Source organism: Herbaspirillum chlorophenolicum (genome assembly GCF_001189955.1).
GTDB lineage: Bacteria > Pseudomonadota > Gammaproteobacteria > Burkholderiales > Burkholderiaceae_D > Herbaspirillum > Herbaspirillum chlorophenolicum.
In genome coordinates this window covers 1-16,220 of record NZ_LFLT01000060.1, presented here as the reverse complement: position 1 = coordinate 16,220, position 16,220 = coordinate 1, and the positions used below count along the sequence as shown (strand labels likewise).

The 16,220-nt window shown below is 62.0% G+C and carries 15 protein-coding genes and 1 pseudogene; 12 read left to right on the top strand and 4 right to left on the bottom strand.

Going from position 1 to position 16,220, the window contains the following annotated elements; genetic code table 11:
• Positions 1-20: 20 nt before the first annotated feature.
• Positions 21-917: a class A beta-lactamase gene (gene bla / locus AKL28_RS21460; RefSeq protein ID WP_414735708.1), complete on the bottom strand. Its 897-nt coding sequence runs from the start codon at positions 915-917 to the stop codon at positions 21-23.
• A 117-nt stretch (positions 918-1,034) separates the two neighbouring features.
• Here bla and AKL28_RS21455 point away from each other — a divergent pair, with 117 nt between their 5' ends.
• Together AKL28_RS21455 and AKL28_RS24895 are read left to right on the top strand one after the other, a co-directional pair.
• Positions 1,035-1,916, top strand: coding sequence for a LysR family transcriptional regulator (locus AKL28_RS21455; protein WP_050470351.1), 882 nt, complete (start codon positions 1,035-1,037; stop codon positions 1,914-1,916).
• Between the two features lie 216 nt (positions 1,917-2,132).
• The gene (locus AKL28_RS24895; RefSeq protein WP_169801828.1) at positions 2,133-2,282 is read left to right on the top strand and encodes a hypothetical protein; all 150 of its coding nucleotides are present in this window, start codon (positions 2,133-2,135) and stop codon (positions 2,280-2,282) included.
• A gap of 145 nt (positions 2,283-2,427) precedes the next feature.
• Here the strand turns inward: AKL28_RS24895 and AKL28_RS21450 are convergent, their stop codons facing one another.
• The 3 genes from AKL28_RS21450 to AKL28_RS21440 are packed head-to-tail and all read right to left on the bottom strand — an operon-like array spanning position 2,428 to position 4,287.
• Positions 2,428-2,829 carry a hypothetical protein gene (locus AKL28_RS21450; protein WP_050470350.1) on the bottom strand — a complete coding sequence of 134 codons (402 nt, stop codon included), beginning with the start codon at positions 2,827-2,829 and terminating at the stop codon, positions 2,428-2,430.
• 51 nt (positions 2,830-2,880) lie between these two features.
• The gene (locus tag AKL28_RS21445) at positions 2,881-3,294 is read right to left on the bottom strand and encodes a RidA family protein (protein ID WP_050470349.1); all 414 of its coding nucleotides are present in this window, start codon (positions 3,292-3,294) and stop codon (positions 2,881-2,883) included.
• A 30-nt stretch (positions 3,295-3,324) separates the two neighbouring features.
• The gene (locus AKL28_RS21440; RefSeq protein WP_050470348.1) at positions 3,325-4,287 is read right to left on the bottom strand and encodes an agmatinase; all 963 of its coding nucleotides are present in this window, start codon (positions 4,285-4,287) and stop codon (positions 3,325-3,327) included.
• A gap of 146 nt (positions 4,288-4,433) precedes the next feature.
• Here AKL28_RS21440 and AKL28_RS21435 point away from each other — a divergent pair, with 146 nt between their 5' ends.
• From AKL28_RS21435 to AKL28_RS21390, 10 genes and pseudogenes are all read left to right on the top strand, one after another.
• Positions 4,434-5,351 carry a LysR family transcriptional regulator gene (locus AKL28_RS21435; protein WP_050470347.1) on the top strand — a complete coding sequence of 306 codons (918 nt, stop codon included), beginning with the start codon at positions 4,434-4,436 and terminating at the stop codon, positions 5,349-5,351.
• A gap of 307 nt (positions 5,352-5,658) precedes the next feature.
• On the top strand, positions 5,659-6,615 hold the full coding sequence (locus AKL28_RS21430) for a MurR/RpiR family transcriptional regulator (RefSeq protein ID WP_050470355.1): 957 nt from the start codon (positions 5,659-5,661) through the stop codon (positions 6,613-6,615).
• A gap of 179 nt (positions 6,616-6,794) precedes the next feature.
• Positions 6,795-7,586 (top strand): transporter substrate-binding domain-containing protein, encoded by a 792-nt coding sequence (locus AKL28_RS21425; protein ID WP_050470346.1) that lies wholly within the window; start codon positions 6,795-6,797, stop codon positions 7,584-7,586.
• Positions 7,587-7,656: 70 nt separating this feature from the next.
• The gene (locus tag AKL28_RS21420) at positions 7,657-9,039 is read left to right on the top strand and encodes an MmgE/PrpD family protein (RefSeq protein ID WP_231602596.1); all 1,383 of its coding nucleotides are present in this window, start codon (positions 7,657-7,659) and stop codon (positions 9,037-9,039) included.
• Positions 9,040-9,358: 319 nt separating this feature from the next.
• Complete coding sequence (locus AKL28_RS21415) at positions 9,359-10,126, top strand: dienelactone hydrolase family protein (protein ID WP_050470344.1); 768 nt, start codon at positions 9,359-9,361, stop codon at positions 10,124-10,126.
• A 282-nt stretch (positions 10,127-10,408) separates the two neighbouring features.
• Positions 10,409-11,131 carry a gluconate 2-dehydrogenase subunit 3 family protein gene (locus tag AKL28_RS21410; RefSeq protein WP_050470343.1) on the top strand — a complete coding sequence of 241 codons (723 nt, stop codon included), beginning with the start codon at positions 10,409-10,411 and terminating at the stop codon, positions 11,129-11,131.
• A 2-nt stretch (positions 11,132-11,133) separates the two neighbouring features.
• Positions 11,134-12,915 carry a GMC family oxidoreductase gene (locus AKL28_RS21405; RefSeq protein WP_050470342.1) on the top strand — a complete coding sequence of 594 codons (1,782 nt, stop codon included), beginning with the start codon at positions 11,134-11,136 and terminating at the stop codon, positions 12,913-12,915.
• Between the two features lie 11 nt (positions 12,916-12,926).
• Entirely contained in the window at positions 12,927-14,234 is a 1,308-nt protein-coding gene (locus AKL28_RS21400) for a cytochrome c (RefSeq protein ID WP_050470341.1), read from the top strand.
• 450 nt (positions 14,235-14,684) lie between these two features.
• On the top strand, positions 14,685-15,731 hold the full coding sequence (locus AKL28_RS21395) for a Fic family protein (RefSeq protein WP_050470354.1): 1,047 nt from the start codon (positions 14,685-14,687) through the stop codon (positions 15,729-15,731).
• 10 nt (positions 15,732-15,741) lie between these two features.
• A pseudogene (locus AKL28_RS21390) lies at positions 15,742-16,220 on the top strand (ATP-dependent helicase); the annotation flags it as partial.

Below are 16,220 nucleotides of genomic sequence, written 5' to 3'. Positions count from 1 at the left end.
AGGAGATCGTGAACAGGTTCTCAGGCCATCTCCTCGGCAATCAGCCTGCCAACCGCCGCATGGAGGCCGTTGCGCTTTGCTTCATCGGCGTCGGTCTCGGTGAGGTAAACCGCGAACAGCAGCGGCACACCCTGCGGTGTCCAGGCGACGCCTACGGTATTGGTGCTGCCGTGGCTTCCGGTGCCGGTCTTGTCGCCTACCTTCCAGCCTTTGGGCAATCCCGCCCGGACACGTTTTGTGCCGGTCTGGTTGTCCAGCAGCCATTGCGTGATCAGCGTGCGCGAGGCCGGGTTGAGGGCGTTGCCCAGCACGATCTTGCGCAGGTCGGCAACCATTGCCGCCGGTGTCGTGGTGTCGCGCGGATCGCCGGGGAGGGATTCGTTGAGCGTGGGCTCGTTGCGGTCCAGCCGGGTCATGTCGTCGCCCAGCGAGCGGATGAAAGCGGTCAGGCCGGCCGGGCCGCCCAGGCTTTCCAGCATCAGGTTGGCGGCAGTGTTGTCGGAGAGCGTCATGGCCGCTTCGCATAATTGGGACATCGATAAGCCGTTGCCGCCGGTGTGCTTGCCGGTGGTGGGCGAGTAGGGCACCAGGGATTTTTTGGTGTAGACGATGCGGCGTTCCAGGCGCTCCTCGCCCTGGTCGACGCGCTTCAAGACCGCAGCCGTGGCCAGGAACTTGAAGGTGCTGCACATCGGGAAGCGCTCGTCGGCGCGGTAGCCCCATTGGCGGCCTTTGGCGGTGTCCAGGATGGAGACCCCGAGGCGGCCGCCGACGCCGCTTTCCAGCTTCGCCATTTTCTGGACGAATGTGCCCGATCCATCAGGTTTACTTGCGTTCGATCCTTGTGCCGCCAGGGCATCAGTTAGCCAGCCGCTTGCCGCCAGGCCTGCCAGTGTCAGGAAATTACGTCTGTCCAGCATGAGTTCTCCTTGCTATTGTTGATGTGCGAGCCAAGATGATAGGTAGTGGTGTGAAGGCCCACAATTCACGATAATTGGCATTAGGCATTAGAAAAACTTGGTCATGGAGACATCATGTATTTGCCCCTGAATGCTTTGCGCGCCTTCGAAGCCTCGGCCCGCCAGCTGAGTTTCACACGCGCCGCCGATGAGCTGAACGTGACCCAGACCGCGGTCAGCATGCAGGTCAAGAACCTGGAGGAGCGCCTTGGGGTCGCGCTGTTTCGCCGCTTGCCGCGCGGCCTTGCGCTGACTGACGAGGGGCTGGCGCTGTTGCCGGTGCTGGCGGAATCCTTCGGCCGCATCGGCACCGTGCTGGCGCAGTTCGAGAACGGCCGCAAGCGCGAAGTGCTGACGCTGGGGGTGGTCGGCACCTTTGCAGTCGGTTGGCTGATGCCGCGCCTGCGCGAATTCCAGCAGACCTATCCCTTTGTCGACCTGCGGCTGCTGACCAACAATAACCGCGTCGACCTCGCCGGCGAAGGCCTGGATTACGCGATCCGCTTTGGCGATGGTGCTTGGCACGGGACCGATGCTGAACGTTTGTTCAGTGCGCCGCTGACGCCGATGTGTTCTCCCGAGATCGCCGCCCGCCTGCGGCGTCCCGCCGATTTGGCGGGAGAAACCCTGCTGCGCTCTTACCGCAGCGATGAATGGAGCGAGTGGTTCGCCGCAGCAGGCGCTGTATGCCCAGCGATACGCGGCTTCGTCTTCGACTCTTCGCTGACCATGGCCGAGGCGGCTGCGCAGCAGGCGGGCGTGGCCTTGTTGCCGATCCTCATGTTTGAGCGGGAATTGCAACAGGGCAGGCTGGTCTGTCCGTTTGAAACGTCTATCGGCGCCGGCGCCTATTGGCTGACACGCCTGAAATCGAAGCAGGAGACGCCTGCGATGCTGGCTTTCCGCCACTGGCTGCTGGCGCATTCCGGCGCGGCCGACTCGCCGAACCAGGCGTGAGCCGCGCTACGCGGGGCTTTCCTGGTAGGCAGGAAATGAGGGTTTATGGCAACAGTGGAGCGTTTCTGGGGAATTTCCTGGTGGACGGACGTGATGTCGAGGCATAGAATAAATGATATAAATAATTTTAAAGAGGGCGACGGTATCGTCGCAGCCTGTCCAGCGAAGATCAGGCGGTGTTCGTAGCAATCCAAGTGCCGAGAATGGGGGCGTATCATGAAATACTTCGCAAAGCTCTATCGCAAGCTGGTCGATTACCTGAACGATTCGGGCGACCTCACTACCGGCTCGCACCGCGGCCAGCCGCAATCCTGCAGCCTGTACTCCGGCCTTTCCCCGATGGACCCGGATAAGCGCGAAAAGTGACGCTGTGGCCGGCAGCGGCGCTTCTCTTTTTTCCGCGAGGCGTCCGCTTCGCGGGCGTTCAGACAATCCCTTTTGATGTTGCATGTGCGCAAAAAAAGGCCGCATCACCGATGCGGCCTGAAGTACAGCGACTTACCAGAGACGGTTATGCGAGGATCGGCCCTGTGCCCGCGGGTGACAGGGCTTCCTGCATGACTGCCCGTGCGGCGGCGGCCAGGGCGGCCTGGTCCAGCGCGGGCAGGAAAGCGATGTTGAAACTGCGCGGGCCGAGGTGCACGCGGTACTGCTGCATCAGGATGTCGACTTCAAACTCCACCAGCCTTTGCATGCGACGGCCATGGGCATCCGGAAACGACAGCCGCAGAGCGAAATCCGGAGCGTTGTAGTCCGGCTGCCCATCCAGCGCAAGGAAATTGCCTGCTTCTCCGGCCCGCATCGCGGTGCAGCAGTCATCGGCCAGGCCACTTATCCTGATCAGCTCGCGGCGCAATGCCTGCACGATGAACGAACGCGGCAAGCCGAAGCCGGCGGATGAAATTGCATTCATCCCGCCGCTGGCGGAGAGCCTTGGCCGTTGCTGTGCCGTTGCCATGTTTGCTTAATCCGGGATCACTGCCGTGGCATCGACTTCCACCAGGTATTCCGGCCGGGCGAAGGCGGTTACCACGATGCCGGTCGAGACCGGGAACACCCCTTTCAGCCACTTGCCGACCACCACGTAGACGTCTTCGCGAAAGCGCGGGTCGGAGATGTAGATGGTGACCTTGCAGATGTGCTCCAGCTTGCTGCCGGCTTCCTTGAGCAGCATGTCGATATTCTTCATCGCCTGTTCGGTCTGGCCCTTGACGTCGCCGATGCAGACGCTCTCGGAGGTATCCAGGTCCTGGCCGATCTGGCCGCGCAGGAACACCGTGGTGCCGCGCGCGACGACGGCCTGGCAGAGGTCGTTGTCGATCTTCTGTTCCGGATAGGTTTCCTTGGTGTTGAACTTGCGGATACGCGTGTGTGCCATGTCTGGTCCCGTGGGTGAGTGGAGGAGGGGTTACTTCTTGTCGAAATATCCGGCGCGGATGGAAGCGCCGATGAGGTTCACGATCAGGCGGCCGGCGGTCACGCAGCTGATCTTGCTGGCGTTGTCCTTGGCTGGCTGGATCTCGACGATATCCATACCCACGACGCGGCCCTTCTTGACCAGGCCGTGGATCAGCTTGCGTGCCTGCAGGAAGGTCACGCCGCCGGGCGCCGGGCCGTCCACGGCCGGCATGATGGCGCAATCGAGGCCATCGGCGTCGATGGTCAGGTAGTAGTTGCCGCCGTCGGGAATGCGCGCCAGCACCGCGTCCATGCCGATGTCGTGCAATTCGTAGGCGCTGACCAGGTCGGAGCCCCATTCCCTGGCGGCGCGGTAGTCGGCCGGCCGGCCGCTGCCTTGCGCACGCAGGCCGATCTGCACGATGTGCTTGATGAATGGCAGTTCGGAGGCGCGGCGGATCACGCTGGAAAGGCCGTCGCGCACGCCGTTGACTTCATCGCGCCAGTCCAGGTGGGCATCGATGTGCACCAGCGTCACCGGGCCGACTTCATCGAAGCCGCGCAGCACCGGGTTGGTGATGCCGTGGTCGCCGCCCAGCACGATGGGCATGCCGCCGCCGCGCACGATCTTGCGGATGGCGGTTTCGGCGCGGCGCTTGTGCGCTTCGGGATCGTTCAGGTCGGGCATGACGTCGCCGCAGTCGACGAAGCGGATGTCGTCGCGTTCCTGCAGCAGCGGGCCGTCGATGTCGAAGTCGTAATGCGTGGGGTGGCGCACCATGCGGTCGCTCAGGTCGCGCAGCGCCTGCGGCGCATTGGTCTGGTCGTTGCTGTACTGGCGCGGGCTGTAGGCGGCGCCGAAGGGCATGCCCAGCACGGCGATATCGCACTTCAGATCGGTGAAGTCGGTGACCGGTTCCGAGTAAAGCAGGGTCTTGTGGCCGGTTCGCGGCGGGATGGTGAGTTGTTCCATGGCTGGCATCCTTGCAGGGAAATCGAGGAAGGCGGGCGTTGCAGCGTGCCGTTTCGAATGCACTGTAGCGATTGCGATGGCGAATAAAAAATGATTCTTTTGGAGGTATAGTTCCATTTTTCGAGACTTTGTGAAAAGCCAAGCCCATGCTCCGACTCGATCTGGATGAGCGCGATTTGCGTTCGCTGCGGGTGTTCTGCAACGTTGCCGAGGCGGGCGGTTTCTCTGCGGCTGAAAAGTTGCTGCATATGTCCAAGGCCTCCATCAGCCGCCACGTGCGCGAGGTCGAGGAGCGTCTCGGCGTGCGCCTGTGCGAGCGCGGCCCGGCCGGTTTCAGGCTGACGCCGGAGGGCGAGGTGGCGGTCAAGCTGGCCACCAGCGCGCTGCGCTCGCTGGAGCGCATCCGGCCCGAGATCGATGCCGTGCATGGCGTGCTGTCAGGACCGCTGGCGTTGGGCGTGGTCGAGCATGCGCTGGGCCATCCGGACTGCAAGCTGCCGCAGGCGATCGCCATGCTCAAGCGGCGTGCGCCCAACGTGCAGCCGCGCATCGAGGTGATGACTTTCCCTGAACTCAACCAGGCACTGCGCGAGCATCGCGTCGACATCGCCATCCGCGGACGTTACCCCGGCGACGATGAATTCGATTACCTGCCGCTGTTCGCCGAAAGCCACCGCATCTACGGCGCCATTCGCAAAGAGGGACGGGAAGGCAAGTCCGGGCGCGGCGCCGCCAGGGAGTTGCCGCTGGTGCATCGCTCGCATCCTTATGTGGAAGCGGTGCTGGCAGGGGGCGGCTACGTGCGCGGGCCCGATGCCGGCGGGCTGGAGGCCATCGCGCTGCTGGTGGCGACCGGCGACTATGTCGGCTTGCTCCCTACGCACTATGTGCAACTGATCGGCAAGCGCTACGCGTTGCGCGCACGCCGGGGCAGCCCGACCTTCCACCACACCATCTGCGCGGTGACCGATCCGGTTCGTCCGTCCACCCATCGCGCCGACCTGTTCCTTGCCATCCTCAAGGAATTCCACGCGCGCCCTGCAGGCGGCATTGCTGCCGAGTAATCCGTTCCTCCCTGCACACGCCAAAATGGGGCGCACCCGGCAGCGCGGCTAACCATGCTGGGGCGTTTTCCCGGCGCCAGGCCATGCCGGCTTGGCGTTGGCATGCCGGCGATGAAACATCGCACCGGCCGTTTTTGCACCGTTTGTGCCGAAAGGGTTGGGTGAGTTAGCCAGACAATCGCTCACGCAGGCGGATCGCAGGGAATGTTTCGCATCCATGGAAATGGTTCGTTCGAACCGTTTGCCGGATCGATTGGCACATATGTTGCTCAACCGTTGGCATCATCCAGCCAGCCGCCAACATATCGTGAACCAGCCATCGCTGACCGCCCTCATCAAGGAACGCTTCGACAGCCTGCCGCGCCAGGCACGCCAGGTAGCGGCCTTCGTGCTGGACAATCCGCACGAAGTGGCGGTGTTGTCCATGCGCGAACAGGCGCGGCTGGCCGAAGTGCCGCCGTCGACCATGACGCGTTTTGCCAAGGCGCTGGGGCTGGACGGCTATGACGCCATCCGCGATGTCTTCAAGAGCAGCCTGCGTGCCCGCGGCAATGAGTTCGGCGTGCGCGCCCAGGGGCTGGTCGAGCTGAACCAGCGCATCGGTGAAGCAGCCCTGGCGATGGACCTGGCCCATAACGCCACGGCCCAGATCCAGTCGCTGTGTACCGGCGAAACCATGTCGTCCATCGTGCGCGCAGCCAAGCTGCTGTCGTCCGCGCGCGAGATCTTTTGCCTCGGCTTGCGCGGTTCCTTCCCGGTGGCTTTCCAGTTTGCCCACGTATGCGAATACTTCGCGCGCAACGTCACGCTGGTGGATGGCGCCGGCGAGAGCGGGATCATGAAGATCATGCACCAGCCTTCGTCGCGCGATGTGGCGTTGATCTGCAGCATGGCGCCGCACTCGCGCCGCGCCATGTCGATTGCCACGCATCTGGAAAAGGCTGGGGTCAAACTGGTGGTGATCACCGACAGCGCCAGTTCGCCGCTGGCGCGCATCGCCACCGAAAGCATCCTGGTGCCCAACAAGGGGCCTTCGTTTTTCGACACGCTGCTGCCGGCCTTCCTGGTGGCGGAAATCCTGGTGGCGCTGATGGCGGCCACTTCCCGGATCAACATCAAATCGCAGATCGCCGACACGGAAAAGAAACTGTGGGGCGTGGGGGAATGGTGGGGCATGCAGGCTGACGCCGCACCGGCGCTGGAGCCGCGCGCTAATGCGTCCGGCAAAGCTGCGACGGGAACGCGCGCCAAGCGCGGCGCATAAAGGTGGCATGAAGGCCGCCTCGCGGCATCGACCAATACAGATTTACCGGAGCGGCGCATGCACGAGACATGCGGCTGACAAAAATGGCGCCGCAACAGGCGCCGGGATTTCTCGAAACACGCCGGTACGCCTTGCACCGCGTACCTCGCATTGAGCCATATCTTCAGAAAGGACCACCCATGAAACGCCGCCCGCTACTCGCCCTGATCGGCCTCACCGCGGCAGCCGCCTGCCTCTCGTCGGCCAACGCCCTGGCCGATGACCTGTACCAGACCATCATGTCGCGCAAGTCGATACGCGTGGCCGTACCCACCGACTACCCTCCCTACGGTTCGGTCAGCACCGACATGCAGCCGCGCGGCTATGACATCGACATGGCCAACCTGATCGGCAAGAAACTGGGCGTCAAGGTCAACCTGGTTCCGGTGACGGCGCCCAATCGCATCGCCTACCTGCAAACCAACAAGGCCGACATCACCATCTCTTCGCTGGGCAAGACTGCCGAGCGCGCCAAGGTGGTCGATTTCAGCATCGCCTATGCGCCGTTCTTCGACGCGGTGTTCGGCAGCAAGAGTGTGAAGGCCAGCAGCTTCGCCGAACTCAACGGTAAGACCATCTCGGTCACCCGCGGTTCGATGCAAGACCAGGAGCTGGAACAGATGGCGCCGGGCGCGGTGGTCAAGCGCTTCGAAGACAACAACTCGACGCTGTCTTCCTTCCTGGCCGGACAGACCCAGATGTTCGCTACGGGAACCACGGTCGCCGCCGCGCTGCAAAAGATGAACCCTTCGCTCGACATGGAGCTGAAGGTGATCCTGGCTAACGCGCCATGCTATGTCGCCATGCCCAAGGGCGAATCGACCTTGCTGGCGAAGATCAATATGATCATCCGCGAAGCGCGTGCCGACGGTACCATCGACAAGTTCTCGCAGACCTGGCTGGGCGCACCGGCCGGCCAATTGCCGGACTGAACATGCGTCCGTGATGCACAACGGCCGGCCGCCGACGGGGCCGGCCGTTTTTATTTCAGGAGGAGCATCCGTGAAGGAAAAAACAGGGCAGGGAACAGAACGCAGTGCGATCACGGCAATGAGCCGGTGGATCGTGCAGCTTGACGATGGCGACATTCCTGCCGGGATTCGTAGCGTCGCACAACATTGCCTGATCGATACCATCGGCGTGATCGCCGCCGGTTCGGCCACCAGGGTTGCGGGCCATGCGCGTGCGCTGGCCGGCATGGGCGGCGCCGATGGCATGTGCAGCGTTATCGGCACGGATGTGCAGGCCGATGCCAGGCATGCTGCCTTTGCCAACGGCGTGGCGGCCCATGCGCTGGATTTCGACGATAACTGTTATGCCGGTTTCGTACACGGCTCGGCAGTGATCGCCCCGGCCGCGCTGGCGGCGGCCCAGCATGCCGATGCCGATGGCAGCGAACTGGTGGGCGCCTTCGTGGCCGGCGCCGAGTGCGAATATGCGCTGGGCCTGGCCAGCGCCAATGTGCTGTACGACCAGGGCTGGTGGACGACCGGCGTGCTGGGGCCGGTGGGGGCGTGCGCGGCCGCGGCGCGGCTGCTTCGGCTGGATGAACGTCAAACCGCAGCGGCACTGGGGCTGGCGGTGACCGGGGCGGCCGGCATCAAGGCTTGTTTCGGCACCGATGCCAAGGCATTCCTGGCCGGGCGCGCGGCGGAGGCCGGCGTGACTGCCGTTTTCATGGCGCAGCTCGGCGCCAGCGGCCCCATCGATGCCATTGAGCATCGCAACGGTTTCGCGCGGCTGTTCAATGGCGGCCGTTGGGATGCGCAGGCTGTTGAGATGCTGGGGACGCGCTGGGCGCTGCAAAGTCCCGGCGTGGACATCAAGCGCATCCCGGTCTGCCTGTCTTCGCATGCGGCGGTCGATGCGGTCATGGCGCTGGTGCAGGCGCATGCGATCGATGCCGGCGAGATTGCGGCAATTACCTGCGACGTGCCGCCCATCGTCATCGCCAACCTGATCCATGATGACCCGGCCACCCCGCAGCAGGCGCAGTTCAGCATGCCGTTCGCGGTGGCTGTTTCGCTGTTGCATGGCACGGTCGGGCTGGAGCATCTCTCGGCTCCGGCGCTGGCAGCCCCGCGCCTGCGGGAATTGATGGCAAAGGTCGGCATGACGAGCGGCGCGTACTGGGAAGATCCGGGCCACCGGGCGGCTGCGCCGGAGGGGGCGCAAGTCAGCATCGCATTGCGCGACGGCAGGATAGTGCAGGCCTTCCGCGATTTTGCGCGTGGCGCCGCGCGTTATCCGCTGAGTGCGGAGGAGGTCGATGCCAAATTCCGGGGTTGCCTGCGTTTCGCCGGCCTGGTGCAGGCCGGCGGCTGGCTGGAACGTCTGCGCTCGCTGGACTCCTGCGGGAAGGTGCGCGGATTGTTCAGGGTTTGATCCGTTTGACAAAGACGGGGCAGATGACCGAAAGTGTGGTCAGGATCTGTAGTGATGGCCGGTATTTGTTGCTCGCAGTAAAAAAACGGGCGAACGCCTTTGCCGGCAGGGAGATGTAGGAGGAATGTATGGATGGTTATCGCATTTTCTTTGCGACAACTGGTATGACCTCCTGCAGAGTTGCATTGTTTGTGCGAACATAGCAAGCAATGCGCAAGAGAATTTGTATCTTTTGTGCTTGTTGCCGCGCCAATAAATCAATAAGTTTCCTCCGCGCCGCGGCCATGCCGCCGGCCACTGCCATCAAAGGAGCTACAGCATGCCCCAGTCCTGGAATGCAGCCGCAATTGCCGAGAAATTCGGTATTGCCGTTGCCGACCTCGCTATCGAAGTGATTCCCCATTCGACCGATGGCGTCGAATACGAAAGTATCCTCCTCTTCAACAAGGCCGCACCTCCCGCCACGGGCGTGCTGGCTGTGCCCAATTATTTCGGTGTGCGCCAGCAGGCGCTGGAAATCGCAGCCGCCACGATCGGTGCGGCCCATGCCGTGTTCGTGGCCGATGTCTACGGCAAGAATGTGCGGCCGGCCAATCCCGACGAGGCATTGGCGGCCATCATCCCGCTCAAGAAGGATCGTGCCGAACTGCGCGAGCGCATGAACGCTGCGCTGGATGTCTTCCGCAATCAACAGAAAATCAAGATCGCCGCCGGTAAGTTCGGCGCCTGCGGTTTCTGCTTCGGCGGTACCGCGGCGCTGGAACTGGCGCGCTCCGGCGCCGACGTGCGCGGCACCGTGTCGCTGCATGGCGCCTTGGAGACCCCGGCGCCCGACGCCAGCAAGATCAAGGGCGCGGTGCTGGTGCTGCACGGCGTGCAGGACCCCTCCGTCCCGCGTGAACAGGTCAATGGCTTCATCGATGAGATGAGCGCCGCCAAGATCGACTGGCAACTGGTCAATTATGGCCAGGCCGGCCATTCATTCACCGACCCGGATGCCAACAATCCGGGTTTCTTTTATCACCGCCAGACCGCCGAGCGTGCCTCGGTGGCGCTGAAGAGTTTCTTCGGCGAGTTGTTCGCTTAAAAGTATCGATGTTGAAACCGGTTCGACATACGTAACCGGTTTCCCTGCTTTTTCAGCCAGTTGTTTTCATGACGAAACCAGCAAGCCAAGTGCACAGCTTTTCGCGCGATACCACGATCGCAAACCAAACAGCGCCATCGCTCCGGCTTTGCCGGCCCGAGCCGTGGCGCTACAAGAGGCAACTGCCATTCGCAGCCGCCGGGACGTGTTCATTCCGACGTTTGCAAATGGAAGAGTGCCCGGTAGTACTTCTCTCCTCAAACCACAGTCCAAAGGAAAGTCATGTCACAAGATAAAGAGCAGAGGCGGCGCTTCCTGCGTCAGGTACTGGCGATCGTCCCAGCAGCGAGTACGCTAGGTGGCGCCACCGCAGTCGCAGTCAGCCAGCCGGCCATCGCCGACAACTCCGAACCGGGCAAGCCGCGCGCTTATACCCCGACCTACTTCAACGCGGCCGAATGGGCATTCATCAATGCCGCGGTCGACCACCTGATTCCTTCCGACCAGTACGGCGCCGGCGCGCTCGAAACCGGCGTGCCCGAATTCATCGACCGCCAGATGGAAACGCCCTATGGCGCAGGCAAGCTGTGGTACATGCAAGGCCCGTTCCATACCGACCAGGCGCCCGAATTGGGTTACCAGCTCTCGCTGGTGCCGCGCGATATCTATCGCCAGGGCATCGCTGCCGCCAATGACTGGTGCACCAAGACCCACGGCAAGGTGTTTGCCGAGCTGGACAAGAAGCTGCAGGTCGAAGTGCTCAAGGACATGGAAGGCGGCAAGATCCACTTCGATACCGTCCCGGCCAAGACCTTCTTCAGCTTCATGCTGGGTAACACCAAGGAAGGCTATTTCGCCGATCCGATGTATGGCGGCAACCAGAAGATGGGCGGCTGGAAGATGGTCGGCTTCCCCGGCGCACGCGCCGATTATCTGGATTGGGTCGACCAGTACAACGTGAAATATCCATACGGCCCTGTGTCGATTCTGGGAGAAAAGGGCTGATCATGGCTATCAAAAAAGACAAAGTAGATGTGGTGATGGTGGGCTTGGGCTGGACCGGCTCCATCATGGGGATGGAACTGACCGAAGCCGGTCTGAACGTGCTGGCGCTGGAACGCGGCGACATGCGCGACACCAATACCGATACCCCCTATCCGAAGGCGGTCGACGAGCTCAAGTATTCGGTGCGCGGCGCGCTGTTCCAGGATCTCTCGCGCGAGACCGTGACCATCCGCCACGGGGTTGCCGACGTGGCTGTGCCGTATCGCCAGCACGGCTCCTTCCTGCTGGGCGACGGCGTCGGCGGCGCCGGTTTCCACTGGAACGGCATGATGTACCGCAACCTGCCGGAAGAGCTGGAAATGCGCAGCCACCACGAACAGAAGTACGGCAAGAAATTCATCCCTGAAGACATGACCATCCAGGACCATGGCGTCACCTACAAGGAACTGGAGCCGTTCTACGACTTCTCGGAAAAAGTGATGGCCGTGTCCGGCAAGGCCGGTAACATCAACGGCAAGATCGTCGAAGGCGGCAACCCGCTGGAAGGCGCGCGCAGCGACGAATTCCCGACCAAGCCGCTGCAATATCAATACAGTGCATCGCTGGTCGAGAAGGCCATGCGCGATGTCGGCTACCATCCTTACCCGGCGCCCGCGGCCAACGCCTCCGAACCGTTCACCAACCCCTATGGCGTACGCATCGGCCCCTGCAACTATTGCGGCTTCTGCGAAAACTACGGTTGCTATATGTACTCCAAGGCCTCGCCGCAGACCACCATCCTGCCGGTGCTGCTGAAGAGGAAGAACTTCGAGCTGCGCACCAAGGCACAGGTGATCAAGGTCAACCTGGATGCTTCCGGCAAGCGCGCTACCGGCGTCACCTATATCGACTCGCAAGGCCGCGAGGTCGAGCAGCCGGCCGACCTGGTGCTGTTGACCGCATTCCAGACGCACAACGTGCGCCTGCTGCTGCTGTCGGGCATCGGCAAGCCGTATGACCCGGTTACCGGCGAAGGCGTGGTGGGCAAGAACTTCGCCTACCAGTACAACGGCGGCATCAACGTGGTCATGCCCAAGGGCACCCAGTTCAACCCGTTCATCGGCACCGGCGCCGGCGGCGTCGGCATGGATGACCTGAACGCCGACCAGTTCGACCACGGTCCGCTGGGCTTCATCGGCGGCGCTTCGATCCGTCACGTGCGCTACGGCGGCCGTCCGATCAAGCAGACCGGCACCATGCCGGGAGAGAAGGTGCCCAACTGGGGTTCGGAATGGAAGGGCAGCGTGCAGGACGCCTACCAGCGCACCCTTACCATCGGCATGTCCGGTTCGGTGATGGCTTACCGCGATTGCTACCTGTCGCTGGATCCGACCTACAAGGACGCCAATGGCCAGCCGCTCTTGCGCATGACGCTGAACTGGAAGGAAAACGAAGGCAAGATGCTGACCTATATCGCCGACCAGATGGAAAAGGTCGGCCAGGCGATGAACCCGGAGAAGGTCGTCAAGGCCGTACGCAAGACCGGCTCGTCATGGGACACCCGTGCGTACCAGTCAACCCACCTGACCGGCGGCGCAATCATGGGCACTACGCCCAAGAACAGCGTGGTCAACAAGTATCTGCAAAGCTGGGATGTCCCCAACGTGTTCGTCTACGGCGCTTCGGCGTTCCCGCAGAACATGGGCTACAACCCGACCGGCCTGGTCACGGCGCTGGCGTACTACTCCGCCAAGGCCATCCGTGAGCAGTATCTGAAAAACCCAGGTCCGCTGGTTCAGGCATAAGGATAACGACCATGATCAAGCACTATTTCATCGCCGCCTGCGCGGCAGTCATGACGCTGTCCACGGCTGCAGCCTCGGCACAAAACGCTCCGGTAGACCAGCAGTTGGTCAAGCGCGGCGAGTACCTGGCCAAGGCCGGCGACTGTGTGGCCTGCCACACCGCAAAGGGCGGCAAGCCCTTCGCCGGCGGCTTGCCGATGGCGACGCCGATCGGCACCGTGTACTCGTCCAACATCACGCCCGACAAGGACCACGGCATCGGCAGCTACACCGAGGACGATTTCGACAAGGCCCTGCGCCACGGCATCCGCAAGGATGGCGCGTCGCTGTATCCGGCCATGCCGTATCCGTCCTACGCCAAGGTCAAGCCGGCCGATGTCAAGGCGCTGTATGCCTACTTCATGAACGGCGTGCAGGCCGATCCGACGCCCAACCGCGGCGTCGATATCGTCTGGCCGTTGTCGATGCGCTGGCCGCTGTCGATCTGGCGCAAGGTGTTCGCACCGAACGTCGTAGCGGATGGCGCTGACGACAACAGCCCGATTGTGCGTGGCAAGTACCTGGTCGAAGGCCTGGGCCACTGCGGCGCCTGCCACACACCGCGCGGCATCGGCATGCAGGAGAAGGCGCTGACCGACGACAGCACGCAGTTCCTGTCGGGCGGCGTGGTTGAGGGCTATCTGGCCAACAACCTGCGCGGCGACGCGCGCGACGGCCTGGGCAGCTGGAGCGAGCAAGACATCGCCGTATTCCTGAAGACCGGCCGCAACAGCCACTCCGCGGCTTTCGGCGGCATGGCCGACGTGGTCGCCAACAGCACGCAGTACATGACCGACGAAGACTTGACGGCGATGGCCAAGTACCTCAAGTCGCTTAAGCCGGTCAAGGATGGCGTGGCGCCGCTGGCGTATGACGACAAGACGCACCAGGCGTTGCGCAAGGGATCCGACCAGAGCCCTGGCGCGATGGGTTTCCTCAACAACTGCGCCGCTTGCCACCGCAGCAGCGGCAAGGGCTGGACGGAAACCTTCCCGACCCTGGCGCAAAGTGCGACGGTGAACGCCAGCAACCCGGCCTCGCTGATCAAGATTGTGCTGGCGGGGGGAGAGATGCCATGGACCCACAAGGCGCCCACGCAGTTTGCGATGCCGGCTTTCGGCAGCCGTCTGTCGGACCAGGAAGTGGCGGAAATCGTCACCTTCATCCGCAGCAGCTGGGGTAACAACGCCGGCGCCGTGAGCGCAAGCGATGTCGCCAAGGTGCGCAAGGATCTGCCGAAGCAGACGGCGGATGCGGGCAGCACAGCCGCCAAGCAGTAACAGCGTATTTCCCCGCAGGCGCTATGCCGCCTGTGGGAGTGTGGTGAGGATGCGGCCTTTTCGAAAGGGGAGTCCGCATTTTTCATGCGCCGGAAAATAAGGGGATGCTGCGGCCTAAAGGGTTTTGTTAACGTCTGCTCAACGTTTGACGATTTTTTGAAACGCAGGGGTGTTTGGTAGCTCTTGGTGGATATTTGCTTTTGCCGAAGGTTGGATGCAGGGAATAGGGTAATCAATGGAATAAATAGGGTAGTTTCGTTTTTATTGCCTATTTTCTTTGAGATTCATATGTCCTCCGTTCCACTCCTGGTCAGCCATGCCGACCTCTCACGGCCGGCCATACGTTCAGGAAATGGGGTAGCTAAACGATAAAATGAGGTATTCTGCGACACACTGCCCCATTTAAAGGCTATCATTTCCCCCATTTAGATGGCCTGGGATTACATTTTCATGCACTCGCTCACAACCGAGTACCTTGCTGCACTTCGCTTCGATGGCACCCAGGCTGCCACGTTGCGCTCACTGGGCGAGTATCGGGGTAAGCAGCAGCTCTATGCCGCACAGTCGCCTGAAGCCCTAAAAGGCCTACGCCAGATCGCGGTAGTCGAATCCACAGAGTCGTCCAACCGCCTGGAAGGCGTTGTCGTGGCTCCCTCACGGCTGAAGTCCCTGGTCATCCGCAATGCGACACCGAAGAGCCGTTCCGAACAGGAGATCGCCGGCTACCGCGACGCCTTGGCGTTGATCCACGAGTCCGCCGTGCACATGCCTTTCAATGAAGGTGTGGTGCTCCAATTACATACCATGCTGTACCGCTACATGCCGCAGGTTGGCGGGCGCTGGAAAGCCACCAACAACGACATCATTGAACGCTACCCGGACGGCACCTCGCGTCTGCGCTTCCAGCCAGTTGCTGCGCACCTGACGCCGATGGCGATGGCCGATCTGACTAGGTACTACGTTACCGCACTGGATCAGCACCTGGCCGACCCGCTGGTGCTGGTGCCACTGGCAATGCTCGACTTCCTGTGCATCCATCCCTTCCCGGATGGTAACGGCCGTATGTCCCGCTTGTTGACCTTGCTGTTGCTTTACCACTTCGATTACGCAGTGGGCCGCTACATCAGCTTGGAACGAATCTTCGAGGAAACCAAGGAAGGCTATTACGAGACTCTGGAAGCTAGTTCGCAAGGTTGGCATCAGGGGCAGCATGACGTCAAACCCTGGCTCGACTACTTCTGGGGGGCATTACTACGGGCCTACCGCGAGTTCGAGGAGCGTGTCGGCACCATCGAGCGGGGACGTGGCAGCAAAGGTGACCGGGTGCGGGCAGAAGTCCTGGGACGCACTCTGCCGTTTTCGATTTCCGAGATTGAAGAAGCCTGCCCGGGTGTGAGTCGGGACATGGTGCGATTGGTGTTGCGGGCGATGAAATCAGAGGGATTGATCGAATCGACTGGCAAGGGGCGAGGTGCGAAATGGATCAAGCGAGTGTAAGGGAAGCACGATGGAACTAATCGACAACATCAGCCGCTTGCTGGGTGATGACCTCAAGCAAACCATTCGGCCAGGGGCGCGGTTGAAGATCGCAGCCTCGTGCTTTTCGATGTATGCCTATGAGGCCTTGAAGTCCGAACTGGAAAAGATCGACGAATTGGACTTCATCTTCACCTCTCCCACTTTTGTTGCCGACGAAGTCACAGACAAAATCCGTAAAGAGCGCAGGGAATTCCATATTCCTAAGCTTGATCGGGAGCGCAGCCTGTATGGCAGCGAGTTTGAAATCCAATTGCGCAACCAACTCACACAGAAGGCGGTTGCCAGGGAGTGCGCCAACTGGATGCGGCGCAAGGCCAAGTTTCGAAGCAACCGCAGCAAAGCGCCAATGCAGCAATTCGCCTGCGTGGAGGCCGACGGTGCCAACAGCGCCTATGTGCCCCTGCATGGTTTCACGGCTGTCGATCTGGGGTATAGCCAGGGCAATGC